Annotated in this window: 14 protein-coding genes; all 14 read right to left on the bottom strand. The window is 48.7% G+C overall.

Annotation, left to right across the window (positions count from 1 at the left end; translation table 11 throughout):
- Position 1: 1 nt before the first annotated feature.
- The 14 genes from ftsZ to rsmH all read right to left on the bottom strand — a co-directional run bounded on the left by ftsZ (position 2) and on the right by rsmH (position 17,023).
- A complete protein-coding gene (ftsZ, locus tag QUE62_RS00880; protein WP_286225513.1) occupies positions 2-1,303 on the bottom strand; it encodes a cell division protein FtsZ in 1,302 nt (433 codons plus the stop codon).
- 63 nt (positions 1,304-1,366) lie between these two features.
- Positions 1,367-2,596: a cell division protein FtsA gene (ftsA, locus tag QUE62_RS00875; protein ID WP_286226895.1), complete on the bottom strand. Its 1,230-nt coding sequence runs from the start codon at positions 2,594-2,596 to the stop codon at positions 1,367-1,369.
- Positions 2,593-3,495 carry a cell division protein FtsQ/DivIB gene (locus QUE62_RS00870; RefSeq protein ID WP_286223865.1) on the bottom strand — a complete coding sequence of 301 codons (903 nt, stop codon included), beginning with the start codon at positions 3,493-3,495 and terminating at the stop codon, positions 2,593-2,595. The genes ftsA and QUE62_RS00870 overlap by 4 nt, the downstream gene beginning before the upstream one ends.
- The gene (locus tag QUE62_RS00865) at positions 3,492-4,517 is read right to left on the bottom strand and encodes a D-alanine--D-alanine ligase (RefSeq protein ID WP_286226893.1); all 1,026 of its coding nucleotides are present in this window, start codon (positions 4,515-4,517) and stop codon (positions 3,492-3,494) included. Before QUE62_RS00865 ends, QUE62_RS00870 begins: the two co-directional genes overlap by 4 nt.
- A complete protein-coding gene (gene murC / locus QUE62_RS00860; protein WP_286223863.1) occupies positions 4,510-5,916 on the bottom strand; it encodes a UDP-N-acetylmuramate--L-alanine ligase in 1,407 nt (468 codons plus the stop codon). Before murC ends, QUE62_RS00865 begins: the two co-directional genes overlap by 8 nt.
- Positions 5,913-6,977 carry an undecaprenyldiphospho-muramoylpentapeptide beta-N-acetylglucosaminyltransferase gene (gene murG, locus QUE62_RS00855; RefSeq protein ID WP_458574831.1) on the bottom strand — a complete coding sequence of 355 codons (1,065 nt, stop codon included), beginning with the start codon at positions 6,975-6,977 and terminating at the stop codon, positions 5,913-5,915. Before murG ends, murC begins: the two co-directional genes overlap by 4 nt.
- 2 nt (positions 6,978-6,979) lie before the next feature.
- Positions 6,980-8,221 (bottom strand): putative lipid II flippase FtsW, encoded by a 1,242-nt coding sequence (gene ftsW / locus QUE62_RS00850; protein ID WP_286223861.1) that lies wholly within the window; start codon positions 8,219-8,221, stop codon positions 6,980-6,982.
- Positions 8,218-9,906: a Mur ligase family protein gene (locus QUE62_RS00845; RefSeq protein ID WP_353506832.1), complete on the bottom strand. Its 1,689-nt coding sequence runs from the start codon at positions 9,904-9,906 to the stop codon at positions 8,218-8,220. The genes ftsW and QUE62_RS00845 overlap by 4 nt, the downstream gene beginning before the upstream one ends.
- A gap of 15 nt (positions 9,907-9,921) precedes the next feature.
- Entirely contained in the window at positions 9,922-11,091 is a 1,170-nt protein-coding gene (gene mraY / locus QUE62_RS00840; protein WP_286226890.1) for a phospho-N-acetylmuramoyl-pentapeptide-transferase, read from the bottom strand.
- The gene (locus QUE62_RS00835) at positions 11,082-12,530 is read right to left on the bottom strand and encodes a UDP-N-acetylmuramoyl-tripeptide--D-alanyl-D-alanine ligase (protein ID WP_286261709.1); all 1,449 of its coding nucleotides are present in this window, start codon (positions 12,528-12,530) and stop codon (positions 11,082-11,084) included. The genes mraY and QUE62_RS00835 overlap by 10 nt, the downstream gene beginning before the upstream one ends.
- Positions 12,530-14,071, bottom strand: a complete 1,542-nt coding sequence (locus QUE62_RS00830; RefSeq protein WP_286261707.1) for a UDP-N-acetylmuramoyl-L-alanyl-D-glutamate--2,6-diaminopimelate ligase — start codon at positions 14,069-14,071, stop codon at positions 12,530-12,532. Before QUE62_RS00830 ends, QUE62_RS00835 begins: the two co-directional genes overlap by 1 nt.
- On the bottom strand, positions 14,068-15,828 hold the full coding sequence (locus QUE62_RS00825; protein ID WP_286223857.1) for a peptidoglycan D,D-transpeptidase FtsI family protein: 1,761 nt from the start codon (positions 15,826-15,828) through the stop codon (positions 14,068-14,070). Before QUE62_RS00825 ends, QUE62_RS00830 begins: the two co-directional genes overlap by 4 nt.
- Complete coding sequence (gene ftsL / locus QUE62_RS00820; RefSeq protein WP_108507694.1) at positions 15,825-16,091, bottom strand: cell division protein FtsL; 267 nt, start codon at positions 16,089-16,091, stop codon at positions 15,825-15,827. Before ftsL ends, QUE62_RS00825 begins: the two co-directional genes overlap by 4 nt.
- Positions 16,088-17,023 (bottom strand): 16S rRNA (cytosine(1402)-N(4))-methyltransferase RsmH, encoded by a 936-nt coding sequence (gene rsmH / locus QUE62_RS00815; protein ID WP_286223856.1) that lies wholly within the window; start codon positions 17,021-17,023, stop codon positions 16,088-16,090. Before rsmH ends, ftsL begins: the two co-directional genes overlap by 4 nt.
- Positions 17,024-17,032 lie beyond the last annotated feature (9 nt).

Below are 17,032 nucleotides of genomic sequence, written 5' to 3'. Positions count from 1 at the left end.
ATTAGTCTGCTTGCTTCCTTAAAAAGGCAGGTATCTCATAGTAATCCGCCCCTTTCTCGAGCATGGCCTTCGCTTGTGGCGAACTATCGGCACCAAGGCTTGGAGGTACAGACTCTCGAGAATTACGAAATACCTTTGGAACATCAAACTGACCATAATCGACCGCAGGATTCACTGGGGCAGCCGTGGCTGAGCCCATAGCACTAGATGCTTGGGTCACATTGCGGCTCATCGCAGCAGCTGGGCTGGTTGGAGCAAAATCACCCAAGGTGGTCATGGTTGGACTTGCATCATTCGTACCGGTTGCAGCTCGCCAGATTAACTGGGGTTGATCCTTTTGCAGGGATTGGGAACCATTGAGTCCAGTGGCTACTACGGTTACTCGTAGGGCATCGCCCAAGCTATCGTCATACACCGTTCCAAAAATGACCGTAGCATCTTCAGCGGCATACCCACGAATCGCAGCCATCACCTCACGGGTCTCGGATAACTTCAATGAACGACTGGCAGTGATATTGACCAATACACCGCGTGCGCCTGATAAATCAACGCCCTCCAGCAGTGGCGATGCAACGGCTGCCTCTGCCGCCAAACGCGCCCGATCCATTCCAGAAACTGTCGCCGTTCCCATCATGGCTTTACCCTGCTCACTCATGACAGTCTTGACATCTTCAAAGTCGACGTTGATTAAGCCCTGCTCATTAATGATTTCGGCAATACCAGATACTGCGTTATGCAATACATCGTCTGCACAAGCAAAGGCTTTATCAAATTCTGCATCTTCACCCATCACCTCAAAGAGCTTTTCATTTAAAACGACGATTAATGAGTCAACATGCTTTTCCAACTCTTGCGCACCCATCTCTGCCACTTTTAAGCGCTTCACGCCCTCAAAGTCAAACGGCTTACTAATCACGCCAACCGTTAAGATGCCCATTTCTTTAGCAACTTGAGCAACCACTGGGGCCGCCCCAGTTCCGGTACCGCCGCCCATCCCCGCGGTAATGAACACCATATGTGCGCCTTGCAATGCATCAGCAATACGCGAGCGAGCTTGCTCGGCAGATGCCGCGCCCACCTCTGGCTTCGCGCCAGCGCCCAAGCCAGTTTCGCCCAGTTGTAGGTTTAAGCTTGCTTGCGACCGCTGCAAGGCACCTGCATCGGTATTCATGCAAATAAACTCCACGCCGTTGACATTGCGACGAATCATATGCTGGACAGCGTTGCCGCCAGCGCCTCCGACACCCACCACCTTAATGATGGTCTTGCCAGCTGTTTCTTGTTCTACCATTTCAAATTCCATAACACCCTCCTTAATAAGATCGGCTTTCCACCATGGATCACCGATTGACGACGACGAAAAAAATCAAAAATTTCCTGTAAACCATTCCTTCATGCGTGCAACCACGCCTTGTAAACTGCCGCCCTGAATTGCTCTGCGACCACGCATCATTTGTGCCTGCCCTTCCATGAGCAAACCAAGACCGGTGGAGTACCGTGGACTTCTCAATACTTCATGTAAGTGACCGCGATACTCAGGCGTGCCAATGCGCGCAGGCTTTAAGAAAACCTGCTCTGCCAACTCAACCATGCCCGGCATCATGGCGGTGCCACCAGTCAACACGATTCCAGAAGAGACCATGTCTTCATAGCCCGACTCACGGACAATGTTGCGAACTAAAGTAAAGAGTTCCTCAACCCGTGGCTCAATCACTGCCGCAAGCGCTTGTTTGGACATTGGGCGGGGCTCACGATCCCCCACGCCAGGAACATCGATCATGGCATTGGGGTCGGCCATATCCTGTTTGGCAACCCCATGATGAATCTTCAAATCCTCTGCCTCAACCGTTGGGGTTCGTAAGGCCATCGCGATGTCATTGGTGATCTGATCACCAGCAATAGGAATCACTGCGGTATGACGAATCGATCCTTGGCTATAAATGGCAATATCGGTTGTGCCGCCACCAATATCAATTAATACAACGCCTAACTCCCTCTCGTCTTCGGTTAGAACCGCTAGACTTGAAGCGAGTGGTTGCAAAATTAAATCATTCACTTCTAGCCCACAGCGTCGGACACACTTCACAATATTTTGTGCCGCACTTACTGCTCCAGTCACGATATGCACCTTGACCTCTAAACGAATACCGCTCATCCCAATCGGCTCACGCACATCCTCTTGACCATCGATGATGAATTCCTGAATCAAAATATGAAGAATTTGTTGATCGGTGGGAATATTGATTGCTTTGGCCGTTTCTAGAACACGCTCAACATCTCCGGCGCCAACCTCTTTGTCCCGAATCGCCACCATACCGCTCGAGTTAAAACTCACAATATGATTACCAGCGATACCGGTGTAAACCTGAGCGATGCGACGATCCGACATTAACTCGGCTTCCTCGAGCGCCTTCTGAATCGACTGGACAGTTGCTTCAATATTGACTACTACGCCTTTCTTTAAACCTTTCGAGGAGGTTTGCCCTAAACCCAAGACATTAAATTGGCCATCAGGGTTAAGCTCTGCGACCAAAGCCACCACTTTTGATGTACCAATATCTAATCCAACCAATAAATCGCGGCTGTCTTTACTCATTTCCATTCCTCGATGCGTTGCTCGTCATGACTCAAAATAGCGATTTGATACGCCTTCGGTATTTCAACTTTGATAGCGGGTGCACTTGGTTTAGTGGGCGCTCCCACAATATGCACAGCAAACCCATTGGGATAGCGCAGATCGACTGCGTCAACCCGATTGGGCCATTTTTGTTGAACTTGTGGCCAATATTGCAAAAGCTGTGCAACGCGTTGATCTAGAGCGCCTTTGGCCTGCTCCTCTTCGCGCCCAAACTCAATACGCACACCATTGCTCAACTTGATATGCCACGCATAACGATCCGATAGCGTGAGTGATTTAACCTCAGCATCCCACGGTTTAAACCAAGTACTGGCTTTTTGATAAAGACGCAGTACTTCTTTGCTTGATCCATCTGGTCCACTAAATTCAATCAGGGGGCTGTTTTCATCAAGCTCCGCAACTGAGCCATCAAATACTTCGCCATAAACATTGAGTAATTTTTGTTGATCAGCCTTGCCCCAAACTCCTAGGGGTTTTTGCTCTTCAATGCTCACAATCAATCCATTGGGCCAGGCGCGACGCACACTCGCATGGCGCACCCAAGGTAGTGCTTCGAAGGCATCCTTCACATCTTGCAAACGAACACTGAAAAAATTACCCTGAACTTTATCCAAAACCTGAGCTCGAACTGCAGGAAGATGCACATGCTTTAAGTCCTGATGACCAGCAGACTCAATCTGTAAATGCTTTAAGGTAAATACCGGTTGATGACTGAGCCAAATAAAGATGGATAGGACAACAGCCAAAATAAAAAAGCGCATCAACCAACGCGTAATTTCTTGCATGCGCTGCGCATGATTCCAAACCGGTGCGATCGCAAAATTGATTGCGTCCGAGATCCGTTGTATCGCTGTCATGACTGGTGAACCTCTGGTGAAGAAAACGTACCTTCCAAGGTCTGGCTTAGGATCCACATCACCAGATCAGCATAGGGGACGCCGGCTGCTTTAGCAGCCATTGGTACCAATGAATGCGAGGTCATTCCTGGAGATGTGTTCATCTCCAGTAAATAGGGCTTATTCTGACTGGCCGCATCGAGCATGACGTCCGCGCGACCCCACATTCGGCAACCCAGCGCTCGATAGGCTGATACTGCAAGCTCCTGAATCTGGTGCTCAAGCTCTGGATCAAGTCCTGGAGGACAGCGATATTGAGTCTCATCTGAAAAGTATTTGTGATGAAAGTCATAACCAGCTTCTGGAGGAATGATTTGGATGAGTGGCAGCGCTTGGGCAGTAGCGCCCTGACCTACAATCGGACAGGTGAGCTCTGGACCAACGATGCAGGCTTCTGCCAAAACCCGTCGATCTAATTTGGCTGCCAACTTATAAGCGGTTGGAAGTTCCTCAATGCGTCGCACCTTACTTAAACCCAATGAGGATCCTTCATGTGCTGGCTTCACAACCAAAGGCAGTCCTAAATGATGTGCAACACGATCCCAATTGCTATCGTCCGTTAAGACCTCATAGCGTGGTGTTGATAAGTGATGACTCTGCCAGACTTGCTTAGTCACCACCTTATCAATCGATAAGGCCGAGGCCAAAACACCACTACCCGTATACGGAATATTAAGTAACTCAAGAAGACCTTGGATCGTTCCATCTTCACCATAACGGCCATGCAGTGTAATAAAGACACGATCAAATTGTTCCTTAGCAATCTCAACTGGACTGCGCACGCCTGGATCAAAGGCGTGTGCATCAATACCCTTTTCTAAAAGCGCACTCAGCACTCCTTGACCCGACAAGAGCGAGATCTCACGTTCGGCAGAACGTCCACCCATTAATACACCAACGCGCCCAAATTGTTTGGGGCTCAACTGAGCGAGTTGCGCAGCAACCTGCTGACCCCAGGGATGGATCGTTTGAAGATTAGCCATGGCTATTCTCCACGAGCATCTGGGGTAACTTGGAAATAGAGCCAGCGCCCATCGTAATCAAGACATCACCGTCTTGGAGAAGTCCACTTAATGCGGTAGGGATCTCCTGAAGATCCTCAACCACTTGGACTGGGGTCGATTTACCTAAGGCTTTCATCAAGCTTTTACTATCGGCGCCTGCAATGCGCGCCTCACCGGCCGGATACACATTAGTGAGGACTACGGTATCAAACTGGCGTAATACATTGACAAATTCACCAAAGCAATCGCGAGTACGAGTAAATCGGTGAGGCTGGAATGCCAAAACTAAACGCCGATCTGGATACGCGCCACGTGCAGCCGCTAAGGTTGCATTCATTTCAACGGGATGATGACCATAATCATCAATCAAGGTAAATGTTCCACCACCCGCTAAGGCAATATCGCCATAATGTTGGAAACGACGTCCGACACCACTAAATTGCAATAAGGCATGCGTAATTGCATCGTCGCTAACGCCCAGTTCAGTTGCAATTCCAATCGCTGCTAATGCATTAAGTACATTGTGCTGACCAGGCAAATTAAGAATAATTTTTAATGGGCCAGGTCTAGAACCATGCCTGCGAATTGCTCGACGATGAACCGTAAAGTGCATTTGCGTGCCAACAGCTTTGATATCGGTTGCGCGAATCTCAGCATCTTCAGAAAATCCATAGCGCAAGATTGGTTGCGAAACAAACGGCAGGATATCTCGAACGTTGCTGTCTTCAATACAAAGAACTGCAATTCCATAAAATGGCATACGCTGCGTAAATTGCACAAAGGTTTGCTTTAAGCGGGCCATATCATGCTGATAGGTATCCATGTGATCCGCATCAATATTGGTGATTACTTCCATGGCCGGATAGAGCTGCAAGAACGAAGCATCTGATTCGTCAGCCTCAACCACAATAAATTCGCCTTGCCCTAAGCGTGCATTCACACCGGCTGAATTGAGCTTTCCACCAATCACGAAGGTTGGATCCAAACCACCCTCTGCAAGCACCGAGGCAACTAAACTTGTCGTCGTCGTTTTGCCGTGCGTGCCAGCAATTGCGATTCCCTGCTTTAAGCGCATTAACTCACCAAGCATGACGGCACGCTGGATTACTGGAATGCGATTGGCTCTGGCAGCAAGTACTTCCGGATTATTTCCAGTGACCGCCGACGAAATTACCACTGCTTCGGCATCACCGATATTCTTTGCATCGTGGCCAATTGCAATTTGTGCCCCTAAGGCTATTAGTCGCTTCGTAACTGCAGACTCCGCTAAATCTGATCCCGAAACGCGATAGCCTAAATTGAGGAGTACTTCAGCAATGCCGCACATGCCGGCGCCACCAATTCCTACAAAATGAATGTGCTGTACGATATGCTTCATCGCGCGCACTCCTTACAAATTGAGGCAACTTCCTCGGTCGCACGAAACTTTGCAAGCGCCTGCGCTTTCACAGCGATTTCGGCTAAATCCTCGCGCCGCAATCCTAAAATTAAGTTTGCCAACGCAGCTGCATCCAACTCCGCTTGAGGCATCAATATTGCAGCCTTTGCATCGGACAGAAAACGCGCATTAGCGGTCTGGTGATCATCAATTGCGTATGGAAATGGTACAAAACAAGCAGCAACCCCAGCGGCCGAGATCTCAGACACGGTCATTGCTCCAGCACGGCAAATCACTAAATCAGCATGAGCATACGCTGCAGCCATGTCCTCAATGAATGGCTTTAGCTCAGCATGAACGTCCAATTGTTGATATTTTTTTGTCACTGCCTCCAAATGCTGCTCACCAGTCTGATGCATCACGTTTGGGCGCTGATCGGCTGGTAATAGAGCTAAAGCCTCTGGAACTACTGCATTGAGTGCAGCAGCCCCCAAACTTCCACCAACTACCAGTAAATGCAGCGGGCCCTGACGCATTGCATAGCGTGTCTTGCAATCGCCCAGCCCCTCAACGCTCTCACGAATGGGATTACCCACCCACTGGCCATGTTCGAGTGTGCGCGGAAATCCAGTAAGGACTCGCGTCGCAAAACGCGCCAATACTCGATTAGCACTTCCAGCAACCGAGTTCGCCTCATGTAGCACCAAAGGCCGGCCCATGAGGTAGCTCACTAAGCCCCCTGGGAAGGTGATGTAACCCCCCATACCTAACACCACGCTTGGCTTCAAACGACGCAATATTTTCCAGCTTTGCATCATGGCGCGAACTAACCGAAATGGCATTAGTAACTTTGTCAGTATTCCCTTGCCCCGTAATCCACCAAATTGCACGCCCTCAAAAATAAATCCTTTTGCCGGCACTAAACGATATTCCATACCGCTGGGATTTCCCATCCACGATACAGACCAACCCTGTTTGCGCAGACATTCTGCAACGGCCAAGCCTGGGAAGATATGACCGCCAGTGCCGCCAGCCATGACCAAGATAGAGCGCCCAGCCATGGTCATAGCTTGCCTCCGCGCATCAAGATTCGGTTCTCATAATCAATCTTTAATAAGACCGCGAAAGCCACCATATTCATCAAAATAGCTGAGCCACCGTAACTCACGAGCGGCAGAGTCAAACCCTTCGTCGGCAGAAGACCTAGGTTCACACCCATATTGATAAAGGCTTGCCAGCCGACCCAAATACCGATGCCTTTGGCGCAGAGTCCCGCAAAACTTCGATCCAATTGCAAGGCAGTACGACCAATGAGAAATGCACGACGTACGATCCAATAAAAAAGTAGGATCACTACAAACACACCCACAAAACCAAGTTCTTCACCAATCACCGCCAAGATGAAGTCGGTGTGCGCTTCCGGTAAGTAATGCAATTTCTCAACACTCCCACCTAAACCAACACCAAACCACTCGCCACGTCCAAAGGCCATCAAGGAGTGAACTAATTGATAGCCCTTGCGTGCAGCATGCTCGGCTTGCCAAGGATCTAAAAATGCAAAAATTCGCTGACGTCTAAACTCGGATAAGGCGATGACGGTTGCCACAATCACTACACCAACAATCGTTAAGCCAGCAAACAATTTGGCATTGATTCCGCCTAAGAACAAAATGCCCATGGCAATGATGGCGATCACCATGAAGGCTCCCATATCGGGCTCAAGCATCAGCAATAGTCCAACTAAGGCAACTGCTAGCCCCATGGGGACAAAGCCCTTCACAAAGGAATGCAGATGCTCCTGGCGTTTGACGGTGTAACTGGCTGCAAAGATAATCACAGCGAATTTCATCAGCTCGGATGGTTGGAAATTCATCACTCCTAAGGAAATCCAACGCCGTGCGCCATTCACGCCCTTACCGATTCCAGGAATCAATACAGCAATTAGGAGCAAAATCGTGAACGCAAAAATATAGGGAGCTAACTTATCCCACGTTTTCACTGGAATCTTAAAGACCCAAAACCCAACAAATACCGCGATCCCGAGCGAGATCAAATGCCGAATCAAAAAGTGATTACTGCTGTAGTTGGCATATTTGGGGCCATCAGCCAAGGTAATCGAAGCTGAATAAACCATCACAAGGCCAATTAGGCTTAAAGACAACACCGCCCAAACCAGCAATTGGTCATACTCCATCATGCGCGAACGCGTTTGCTCAACACCGGATACCGCATCGCGCAGCCCCGAACGAAATCCATCAAAGCCCTCACGCGAGATATTCCAAAAACGGTTCTGACGAATATTCATACCGACGCCCCTAGATGTTCATTGGGACTATCGCTCCATTGATTCGTGAGCTCATGAACAGCATCCACAAAAACCTGTGCTCGGTGTTGATAGTTTTTAAACATATCAAAGCTCGCACAAGCCGGGGATAACAAAACAAGGTCACCAGCTGCTGCATGTTGGGCAGCTGACTGAACAGCCGACTCCAAGTCCTTTGCTTCTATCACTTGTAAACTACCTTGGCTGATTGGGCTTGAGCACACTGCCTTAATCGCTGGGCCATCACGACCTATCAGGATGAGGCCTTTTACAAATCGATCGATCGGTTCAGATAAGGGGGTAAAGTCTTGGCCTTTTCCATCACCGCCTGCAATGAGCCATATATTTTTTTGGCTAAAAGCAGTTCCTAAACCCATTAATGCAGCAACGGTTGCCCCCACATTAGTACCCTTGCTATCGTCAATGTATTCCACATCCCGAATCACGGCGACGGTTTGAACCCGATGCGGTTCGCCCTGATACTCACGTAAGCCATGTAAGAGCAAGCCGATACCTAAGCCTGCGGCACGAGCAAGTGCAAGTGCAGCGAGTGCATTCAGAGCGTTATGCCGACCACGAATACGGAGCGCATCTGCCGGAATTAGTCGCTTGAGTCGTAAGCTTTCAGCTTCCTCATACGCATTATTTTTCCTGCGACGGCGACGCTTAATGAATCCCTCTTGCGCTTCCTCCTGCTCCAGCGCTTGGGTCGCTTCATCAGGCTCTGCCCAAACCAACCAATCGATTCCACCGCCATTTAAGTCACGCTCAATGCCAAATGAGTCACTCTCCCTTGGCACATCACTTCCAAACGAAATGATCTTATGATCGACGACATCACTAAATATTTCATTTACCAAGGAATCGTCGCGATTGAGAACCAAGACTGAATCCCTTCCCAAAATCCGGGCCTTCGCAGCTGCATACGCTTGCATATCGCCATGCCAATCTAAGTGATCTTGCGAGAGATTGAGAACGGTTGCTGCGGTTGGATTGAGTGTATGGGTAAAGTGCAACTGAAAACTTGACAACTCCAATACCCAGATGTGAGGCAAATCAGCAAAACTCTCCGCCTCATTCAATACGGTACTCAATTTTTCAAGAGCGGCCGGACTGATATTCCCAGCCAAAGCAACACGGCGACCTGCTCGTTCACAAATCTGAGCCGTTAATGCGCTCGTGGTTGTTTTGCCATTAGTGCCAGTAATCGCCAGAATGTTAGGCTGATACTTTGCGTGAGTCTCTAAAGCCATCCGATTCAAAGCTGCTAGTGCACGTGCAAAAAATTCGATTTCGCTCCAAACAGGGATCTTGCGCTCCTCGCAGATGGCTAAAAATGAATTAGCCGGCTCTTGCAGTGGCGATAAGCCAGGGCTGATTCCTAAAATATCAGCTTGCTCGAGCAATCCCTTCCAATCGCTTACTTCAGGGGTAAAGGACTTGAGTCCCCCATCCTTAAGCTCACTAAGCCAAGTTTGTTGTTGTGAATTTAGCTTCGAGAGAGGGCGTGTATCAGCAAGTTGTACTTGTGCACCCTGGCTTAAGCACCACTTCGCCATGGCATAGCCAGATTCACCTAAACCCACAATTAGGATTTGTGGTGAAGTTAGTCTGGCGAACTCATCGCCATGACTGGAACTAAATGGGTAAAGTAAGCGCTGGTTCATCGTATTAATCGTTTCTCACCGTAACTTAAGGCTTGACAAGCCAACGAGCACCAACAAAATCGTAATGATCCAAAAACGCACAACTACTTGCGTCTCGCGCCATCCGCCAAGTTCAAAATGATGATGCAAAGGCGCCATCCGGAAAATACGTCGTCCTTCACCATAATATTTTTTGGTGAACTTGAACCATAGAACTTGCATCATCACAGAGACTGTTTCAGCAACGAAAATCCCGCCCATCACAAAGAGAACAATCTCTTGACGAACAATGACTGCGATGGTTCCTAGGGCGCCGCCCAGAGCGAGAGCGCCTACGTCACCCATAAAAACTTGGGCGGGATGCGCGTTGTACCAAAGAAACGCTAGGCCTGCGCCACCCATTGCTCCACAAAAGATTAATAGTTCACCGGCACCCGGAATATGAGGAAATAGCAAATACTTCGCGTAGATTGCGTTACCCATAACATAGGCAAAGGCTCCTAGTGCAGCGCCCACCAAAATCACGGGCATGATGACTAATCCATCTAGACCATCCGTTAAGTTCACGGCATTACTACTACCAACAATGACCAAGTAACTCAAAATGATGAAGCCCATAACCCCCAAGGGATAACTCACTTCTTTCATGAAGGGGACGGTTAAGTTTGACTTGGCTGGCAGATCTAAGGAGAAGCCGCTCTCGACCCAACTCATGAATAACTGTAGAACCTTCAGGTTATTGACTTCTGAAACCGAGAACGCTAAATAAATCGCTGCAAATAAACCAATCAAGGTTTGCCAAAAGAATTTTTCTCTTGAAGACATTCCCTTGGGATCCTTGTGGACTACCTTGCGATAGTCATCGACCCAACCAATCGCACCAAAACCAAAGGTCACTAGCATGACGATCCAAATAAAGCGATTACTCAAATCGGCCCACAACACGCAGGAGATAAAAATAGCAATGAGGATCAATACGCCACCCATCGTGGGGGTGCCTACTTTGGCTAAATGCGTTTGGGGTCCATTGGTACGAACCGCTTGATCCACTTTCATCGAAGTCAACTTCCGAATCACCCAAGGGCCAAAGACAAGACCAATCAGAAGTGCGGTCATGGTTGCCATCACGGCACGAAAGGTGATGTAAGAGAAGACCCGGAAAAATCCATAATCGTCTTGTAACCATTGGGCCAAAATCAAGAGCATGGTTTCACTCCCTCAATGAGAGCTTGCACTACCCGCTCCATCCGCATAAATCGGGATCCTTTAACTAAGATACAAACATTACGTTGGTCAGATTGCCGCAGATTCTGAAGCAACTCGCGATTCAATAAATCAATGTCATCAAAATGACGTGAATCCCCAGTAGGTCTCTCACGTAAATATGCTGCATTACTTTCTTTCGTTAAAAAACCAATCGACATGAAATGCTCAATACCGCATTGCGCAGCGTACTTCCCAAGTTCCTGATGAAAAGCGGGACCCTGCGAACCCACCTCTCCCATATCACCCAAAACCAAATAACGCTCACCACGAAGAGCGGCCAATGACTTAACGGCAGCTACGACCGAATCTGGATTGGCGTTATAGGTATCGTTGATGAGTTCGATATTCTGGGAAATCGTGATGCGCTGCATCCGACCCGATACAGGCATGAATTTCTCTAAGCCCGCTTTAATTTGCACTAACGGAATTTGTGCGGCAATCGCGACTGCGCTGGCGGCTATGGCATTACGGTAGTTATGCTCGCCCAGCGTATTAAGTTTCACCTGAATTGAGCCAGTCGATGTTCGCACTTCGATCTGACCATCCGCAAGTAAATAACCATCAACCACGGAAGCTGATACTAAATTTGCATTAGGTATCTGATCTAACCAGCGAAACTCTACATACCGTTTGGAGGCGCAAGCATCTTTCCAAAGCCCGCTATATAGGGTATCTGCCGGAAATACGCCCACGCCATCAGACCGGAGTGCGCGTAAAGCATCTGCATGTTCACGCGCCACAGCATCAACGGTTTCCATGAACTCTTGATGTTCCCGCTGCGCATTATTAATTAATGCAATGGTTGGCCGAGCGATCGCTGCTAGCTCGGCGGTCTCTCCTGGATGATTCATGCCCAGTTCTATCACGGCCAACCGATGCGAAGGGCGTAGCTTCAATAATGTGAGCGGCAAACCAATATCGTTATTGAGATTACCTTCGGTCACAAGTAATTCAGTAGGATCAACCGCTTCTCTAAAGATTGCTGCAATCATTTCCTTTACGGTTGTTTTGCCATTACTTCCGGTCACTACCGCTAGAGGCAATCCAAACTGGGCTCTCCATGCGGCGGCTAGCTCACCAAGCCCATTGCGGGTATCTTCTACATAAACTGCTGGCAAACTTGTTGGGCACGTTGTTTTCTCACTAATCAAGGCAGCAGAAGCACCCTGCTCGGCCACAGCACTTAAAAAGTTGTGCGCATCAAAGCGATCGCCTTTAAGTGCTACAAAGAGTTCTCCAGCGGAAAGGTTACGACTATCAGTTCCGACCTGACTAATTAGTTGATCACGTGCTTCAACTATGCCAATGTTGTGCAATTGACTATTTGGAAGTAAGGCATGGATATGAGCAAGATTGGTCATGGTTGGAATGGCTTGCATCAAACCGACCCTCCGCTCACTAAACGCAAATGCGCTTGATCTGAAAAGTCAAAGCGTTTCCCCTGAATTTCTTGGGTAGTCTCATGGCCCTTACCGGCAACCAGAACAACATCTTGAGCTTGGGCTTGTCTAACGGCAGTCATGATCGCTGCAGCACGATCTGCAATGAGCTCAACGGATGAGGTGTGATGGTCACCCATCCCAGCCACAATCATGTCCATTATGACCTGCGGATCTTCGGAGCGTGGGTTATCACTCGTAACGATCACATGATCAGCAATCGATTGCGCAACTGCTCCCATCATGGGGCGCTTTTCTTGATCCCTGTCTCCACCACAGCCAAATACGCACACCAGTTTTCCTCCGCGTCCTTGTGCAATTGGTTTTAATGTTTCTAAAACTTTTTGCAATGCGTCGGGGGTATGGGCGTAATCAACTACCATCAATGGGGTGTCTGCACGATCACTATGAATCACTTCCATACGACCTAAAACAGGTTTTAGGTTAGAGAAACGTTTTAGGGCATCTGAAATTCCAAAAACCATCAAGGTTGAAATCACGGCCAAGGCATTACTTAAATTAAATATGCCCAATACGGGAATAGTGGCTAAATGATTGACTCCATCAATACTCAACTGACATTGATAGGCATTCGTTCCAAAGATGTACTCCTGAAAACATATAGCTTTGAACCGGCTTTGTAATTTTTCTAATCCCTGAAATGAGCTTTGAGACATACCGTATGCCCAAATCTCCACACCCTCGCGCGTCGCCATTCTCATTAGTAGCTCGCGTCCAAAAGAATCATCAATATTGATAACGACATTCTTTGGATGAAAATCAAGAAAAAGTCGGGCTTTTGCGGCACCATACTCTGCCATACTGCCGTGATAATCTAAGTGATCACGGCTAAAATTCGTAAAGACGGCGCAAGCAAAGTGAGTGCCATTCACACGTCCTTGCTCTAGGGCATGTGAAGATACCTCGAGTGCAATATATTCAGCCCCTTTTGCTTTTAAGCTAGCAAGCTCCATTTGTAAACGGGGCGCATCTGGGGTGGTGTACCCCAGTCCTTGTAATTGGTTTGGAAAGCCACTACCGAGTGTACCGATCACGGCAGCTCTATCGGATAAACATTGTGCAAGCCATTGGGTCACACTGGTCTTACCATTCGTGCCAGTCACGCCAATCACCGGCATCATTTCGCTGGGTTTGCCATACCACTCTGAGCTTAACCATCCAGCATATTTAGCAAGCTCGGGAACCGCAATACAACGCTCATCTAAATCCGTTTCCCAAGCGACACTTTGGCCTTCATCGGTCTGCGGTTGATACAACACGTAAGCAGCCCCTCGGAAGAGGGCCTGGGCGATATAGATTCGTCCATCTCGGAGGGCCTTCCCGTGCCCAACCGAGTAAGCCAGAAATACATCGCCTTTTGTAATTAGGCGAGTATCGGCAACTAATTTGGCGCTGGGTGCAAGGCTTTGCCTTAAATAAGGCAATATATCTCGATGGGTCATTTGAGTATTGGCCATCATTGCTTCAGCGCCACTTTTTGTAACGCACTAGTTACCGGTTGTGCATCCGGCGCCTGTACCACCGTGCGCTCATTCATATCGGGAGTGACGTTCAAGCTACGCAAAGTCTCGCTCACAATCGTTGAGAACACGGGTGCAGCAACCTGGCCACCGTAATAACCACCAACGGTGGGTTCATCAACCATCACCGCAACCACAATGCGCGGGGCGCTAATCGGTGCCAAGCCAACAAAGAATGCTCGATACTTATTGGAAGCGTAGCCTTTACCTTCAACCTTATGTGAGGTACCGGTTTTTCCACCAACCCGAAATCCCTCTGCGCGCGCAGTCAATGCTGTGCCGCCTTGCTCGGTAACGGTTTCTAACATATTGCGCATCTCAATCGCGGACTTAGCCGTAATCACTCGAGTGCCCGGTTTGTAATCTGGGCTACGCAAAATGGTGGTAGGTACCAACTCGCCATCGCGAGCAAAAATCGTGTAAGCGCGTGCCAATTGAAATAATGATGTGGATATTCCATATCCAAAGGACATACGAGCTTGATCACTTTGGCCCCATTTTTGATATGGATGCAAGCGCCCTGCCACTGCGCCAGGGAATCCAATGTTCGGGGCCTGGCCAAAACCAACGGCCGCAAATAAATCCCACATCTCACGAGGTTCAAGCTGCAGCGCTAATTTTGCAGTGCCGATATTGCTCGATTTCTGAATCACTTGGGATACCGTCAACATTCCATAGGGATGCGTATCCGTAATCGGTTTGGGGCCTACTAATAACTTTTGACCAATGGTCATATTGGTTTCAGGCTGCACCTTACCTTGCTCAAGCGCAAGCGCAACGGGGAAAGGCTTCATCGTGGAGCCTGGCTCAAAGGTATCGGTCAATACTCGATTACGTAGCTGCTCACCAGTCAGTGCTTTACGCGAGTTGGGGTTATAGCTTGGCCAATTAGCCAATGCCAAAATTTCTCCAGTGCGCACATCCAGCACTACCGCGCCACCGGCCTTGGCACGATGCTTTTCAACGGCACTCTTTAACGCGTTATATGCAATGTACTGAATCTTGCTATCAATCGAGAGTTGGAGATCTTGGCCATCTTGTGGAAATTGCAAGATCGCAATGTCATTCACTATCCGGCCCAAGCGATCGACTACAACCCGTCGTTTCCCTGGCTGAGCCGCCAAGTCTTTATCGCGCGCCAGCTCAATTCCTTCTTGACCGCGGTCCTCCACATTCGTAAAGCCAACTACGTGAGCCATCGCCTCCCCTTCTGGGTAATGGCGACGATACTCATTATTCAATCCAATTCCTGGAATTTCTAAACGACGGATTTGTTGAGCAACCTCAGGATCAACCTGACGCTTTAAAAATACTTGATTGCGCTCATCGGCAAAACGCTTCTTTATCTCTGCCTCACTCATCTCCAAGAGCTTGGCAAGCTGCGTAATTTTCTCAGGCGCAAGATCGGCTGGAATATTATCCGTGTAAGCAATCACAGCCTTTGCTTCAAGGCTTGTTGCAATTAACTGACCATTGCGATCCAAAATTTTTCCACGCGTAGCGCGCATCTCAATCTCGCGCTGCACACCCTTGACCGCTTTGGCTTCATAAAATCCATTGCCTGGGCCCTGAATCCAAAATGCACGAATGACCAAGGCTGCGAATGCGATAAACAAGAGGAACAGCATCAGTCGCGAACGCCACATTGGCAGTCGCAACACAACATTTGGAGAGGTCGAGAAACCTACCGGTTTCATAGACCTTCCTTAAAGTAGAGAGTGCGATCTGGAGTAATCGGGCTCATCCGCAATTGATTGCGAGCCACATCACGAATACGAGCTGATTTGGAAAGATTACGCTGCTCAAACTCCAACCGTAACCATTCTTGATTGAGTCGACGCTCTTGTGCTTGGGCGCGCTCCAAGGACACAAATAACTTTCTCGTTTTTTGTTGAGAAGTAACCAGCGACAATGCACAAATTAGTAGTAATACAAGTAGGCTTAGCGTGGCGCGATTCATACGAGAGCACCTCTTTTCTGCGCAACGCGCATCACCGCCGAACGGGCCCGAGGATTTTCATTAATCTCACTATCGCTTGGCTTAACCCGAGCAATGATTTCTAAATCGCTCTGCGGTAAATCTTTTGCTCGTATCGGCAATTCTCGAGGGATGTTCACTTGCGCATGCGCTTGCATGAACTGCTTCACAATGCGGTCCTCGAGTGAATGAAAACTAATTACTACCAATCGACCGCCGGCTTTTAATACTCTAAGTGCAGCTGCTAGACCCTTCTCAAGATCGGTTAATTCTTGATTAATAAAAATCCGAATCGCCTGAAATGTTCGAGTTGCTGGATCCTGTCCTGGCTCACGCGTTTTCACTACGCTTGCAATCAAATCTGCCAAGGCTTTAGTGGTTTGAACAGAATGCCCCTCTTCACGTTGCTTTACTATGGCACGCGCGATGGACGTTGCGAATCGCTCCTCACCAAAGGTTTTAATCACCTGAGTAATCTCTTCGACTGCTGCGCTGGCGAGCCATTCCCGCGCTGAGATTCCGCGTGTCGTATCCATGCGCATATCAAGCGGGCCCTCGAACCGAAATGAGAATCCCCGTTTCGGTGTATCGATTTGTGGTGAGCTGATGCCTAAGTCGAGTAACACCGCATCGACTGATGCCCCCTGAATATGCTGCTCGATGTTGGCAAAACTGGAATGAATGATTTGCAGACGTGGATCGCAAAGCGATTGGGCTTTGGCAATGGCTTCTGGATCCTTGTCGAATGCGATAAGCTTGCTCTCCTGGCCAAGCACATCCAAGAGCGCTTGCGTATGACCCCCTCGACCAAAAGTTCCATCGATGAATACGGCAGAGTTCGGCTGAAAAGATGGTCCGCTGATCATGGCGGTGACTGCCTCGGCCAGTAATACTGGGCGATGGATGTTGTTCATGGCGCCCGA

The sequence above is a fragment of the Polynucleobacter sp. HIN9 genome, from assembly GCF_030297635.1.
GTDB lineage: Bacteria > Pseudomonadota > Gammaproteobacteria > Burkholderiales > Burkholderiaceae > Polynucleobacter.
Note: the sequence above shows the minus strand (reverse complement) of the source record. Positions and strands in the feature narration are given on the sequence as shown.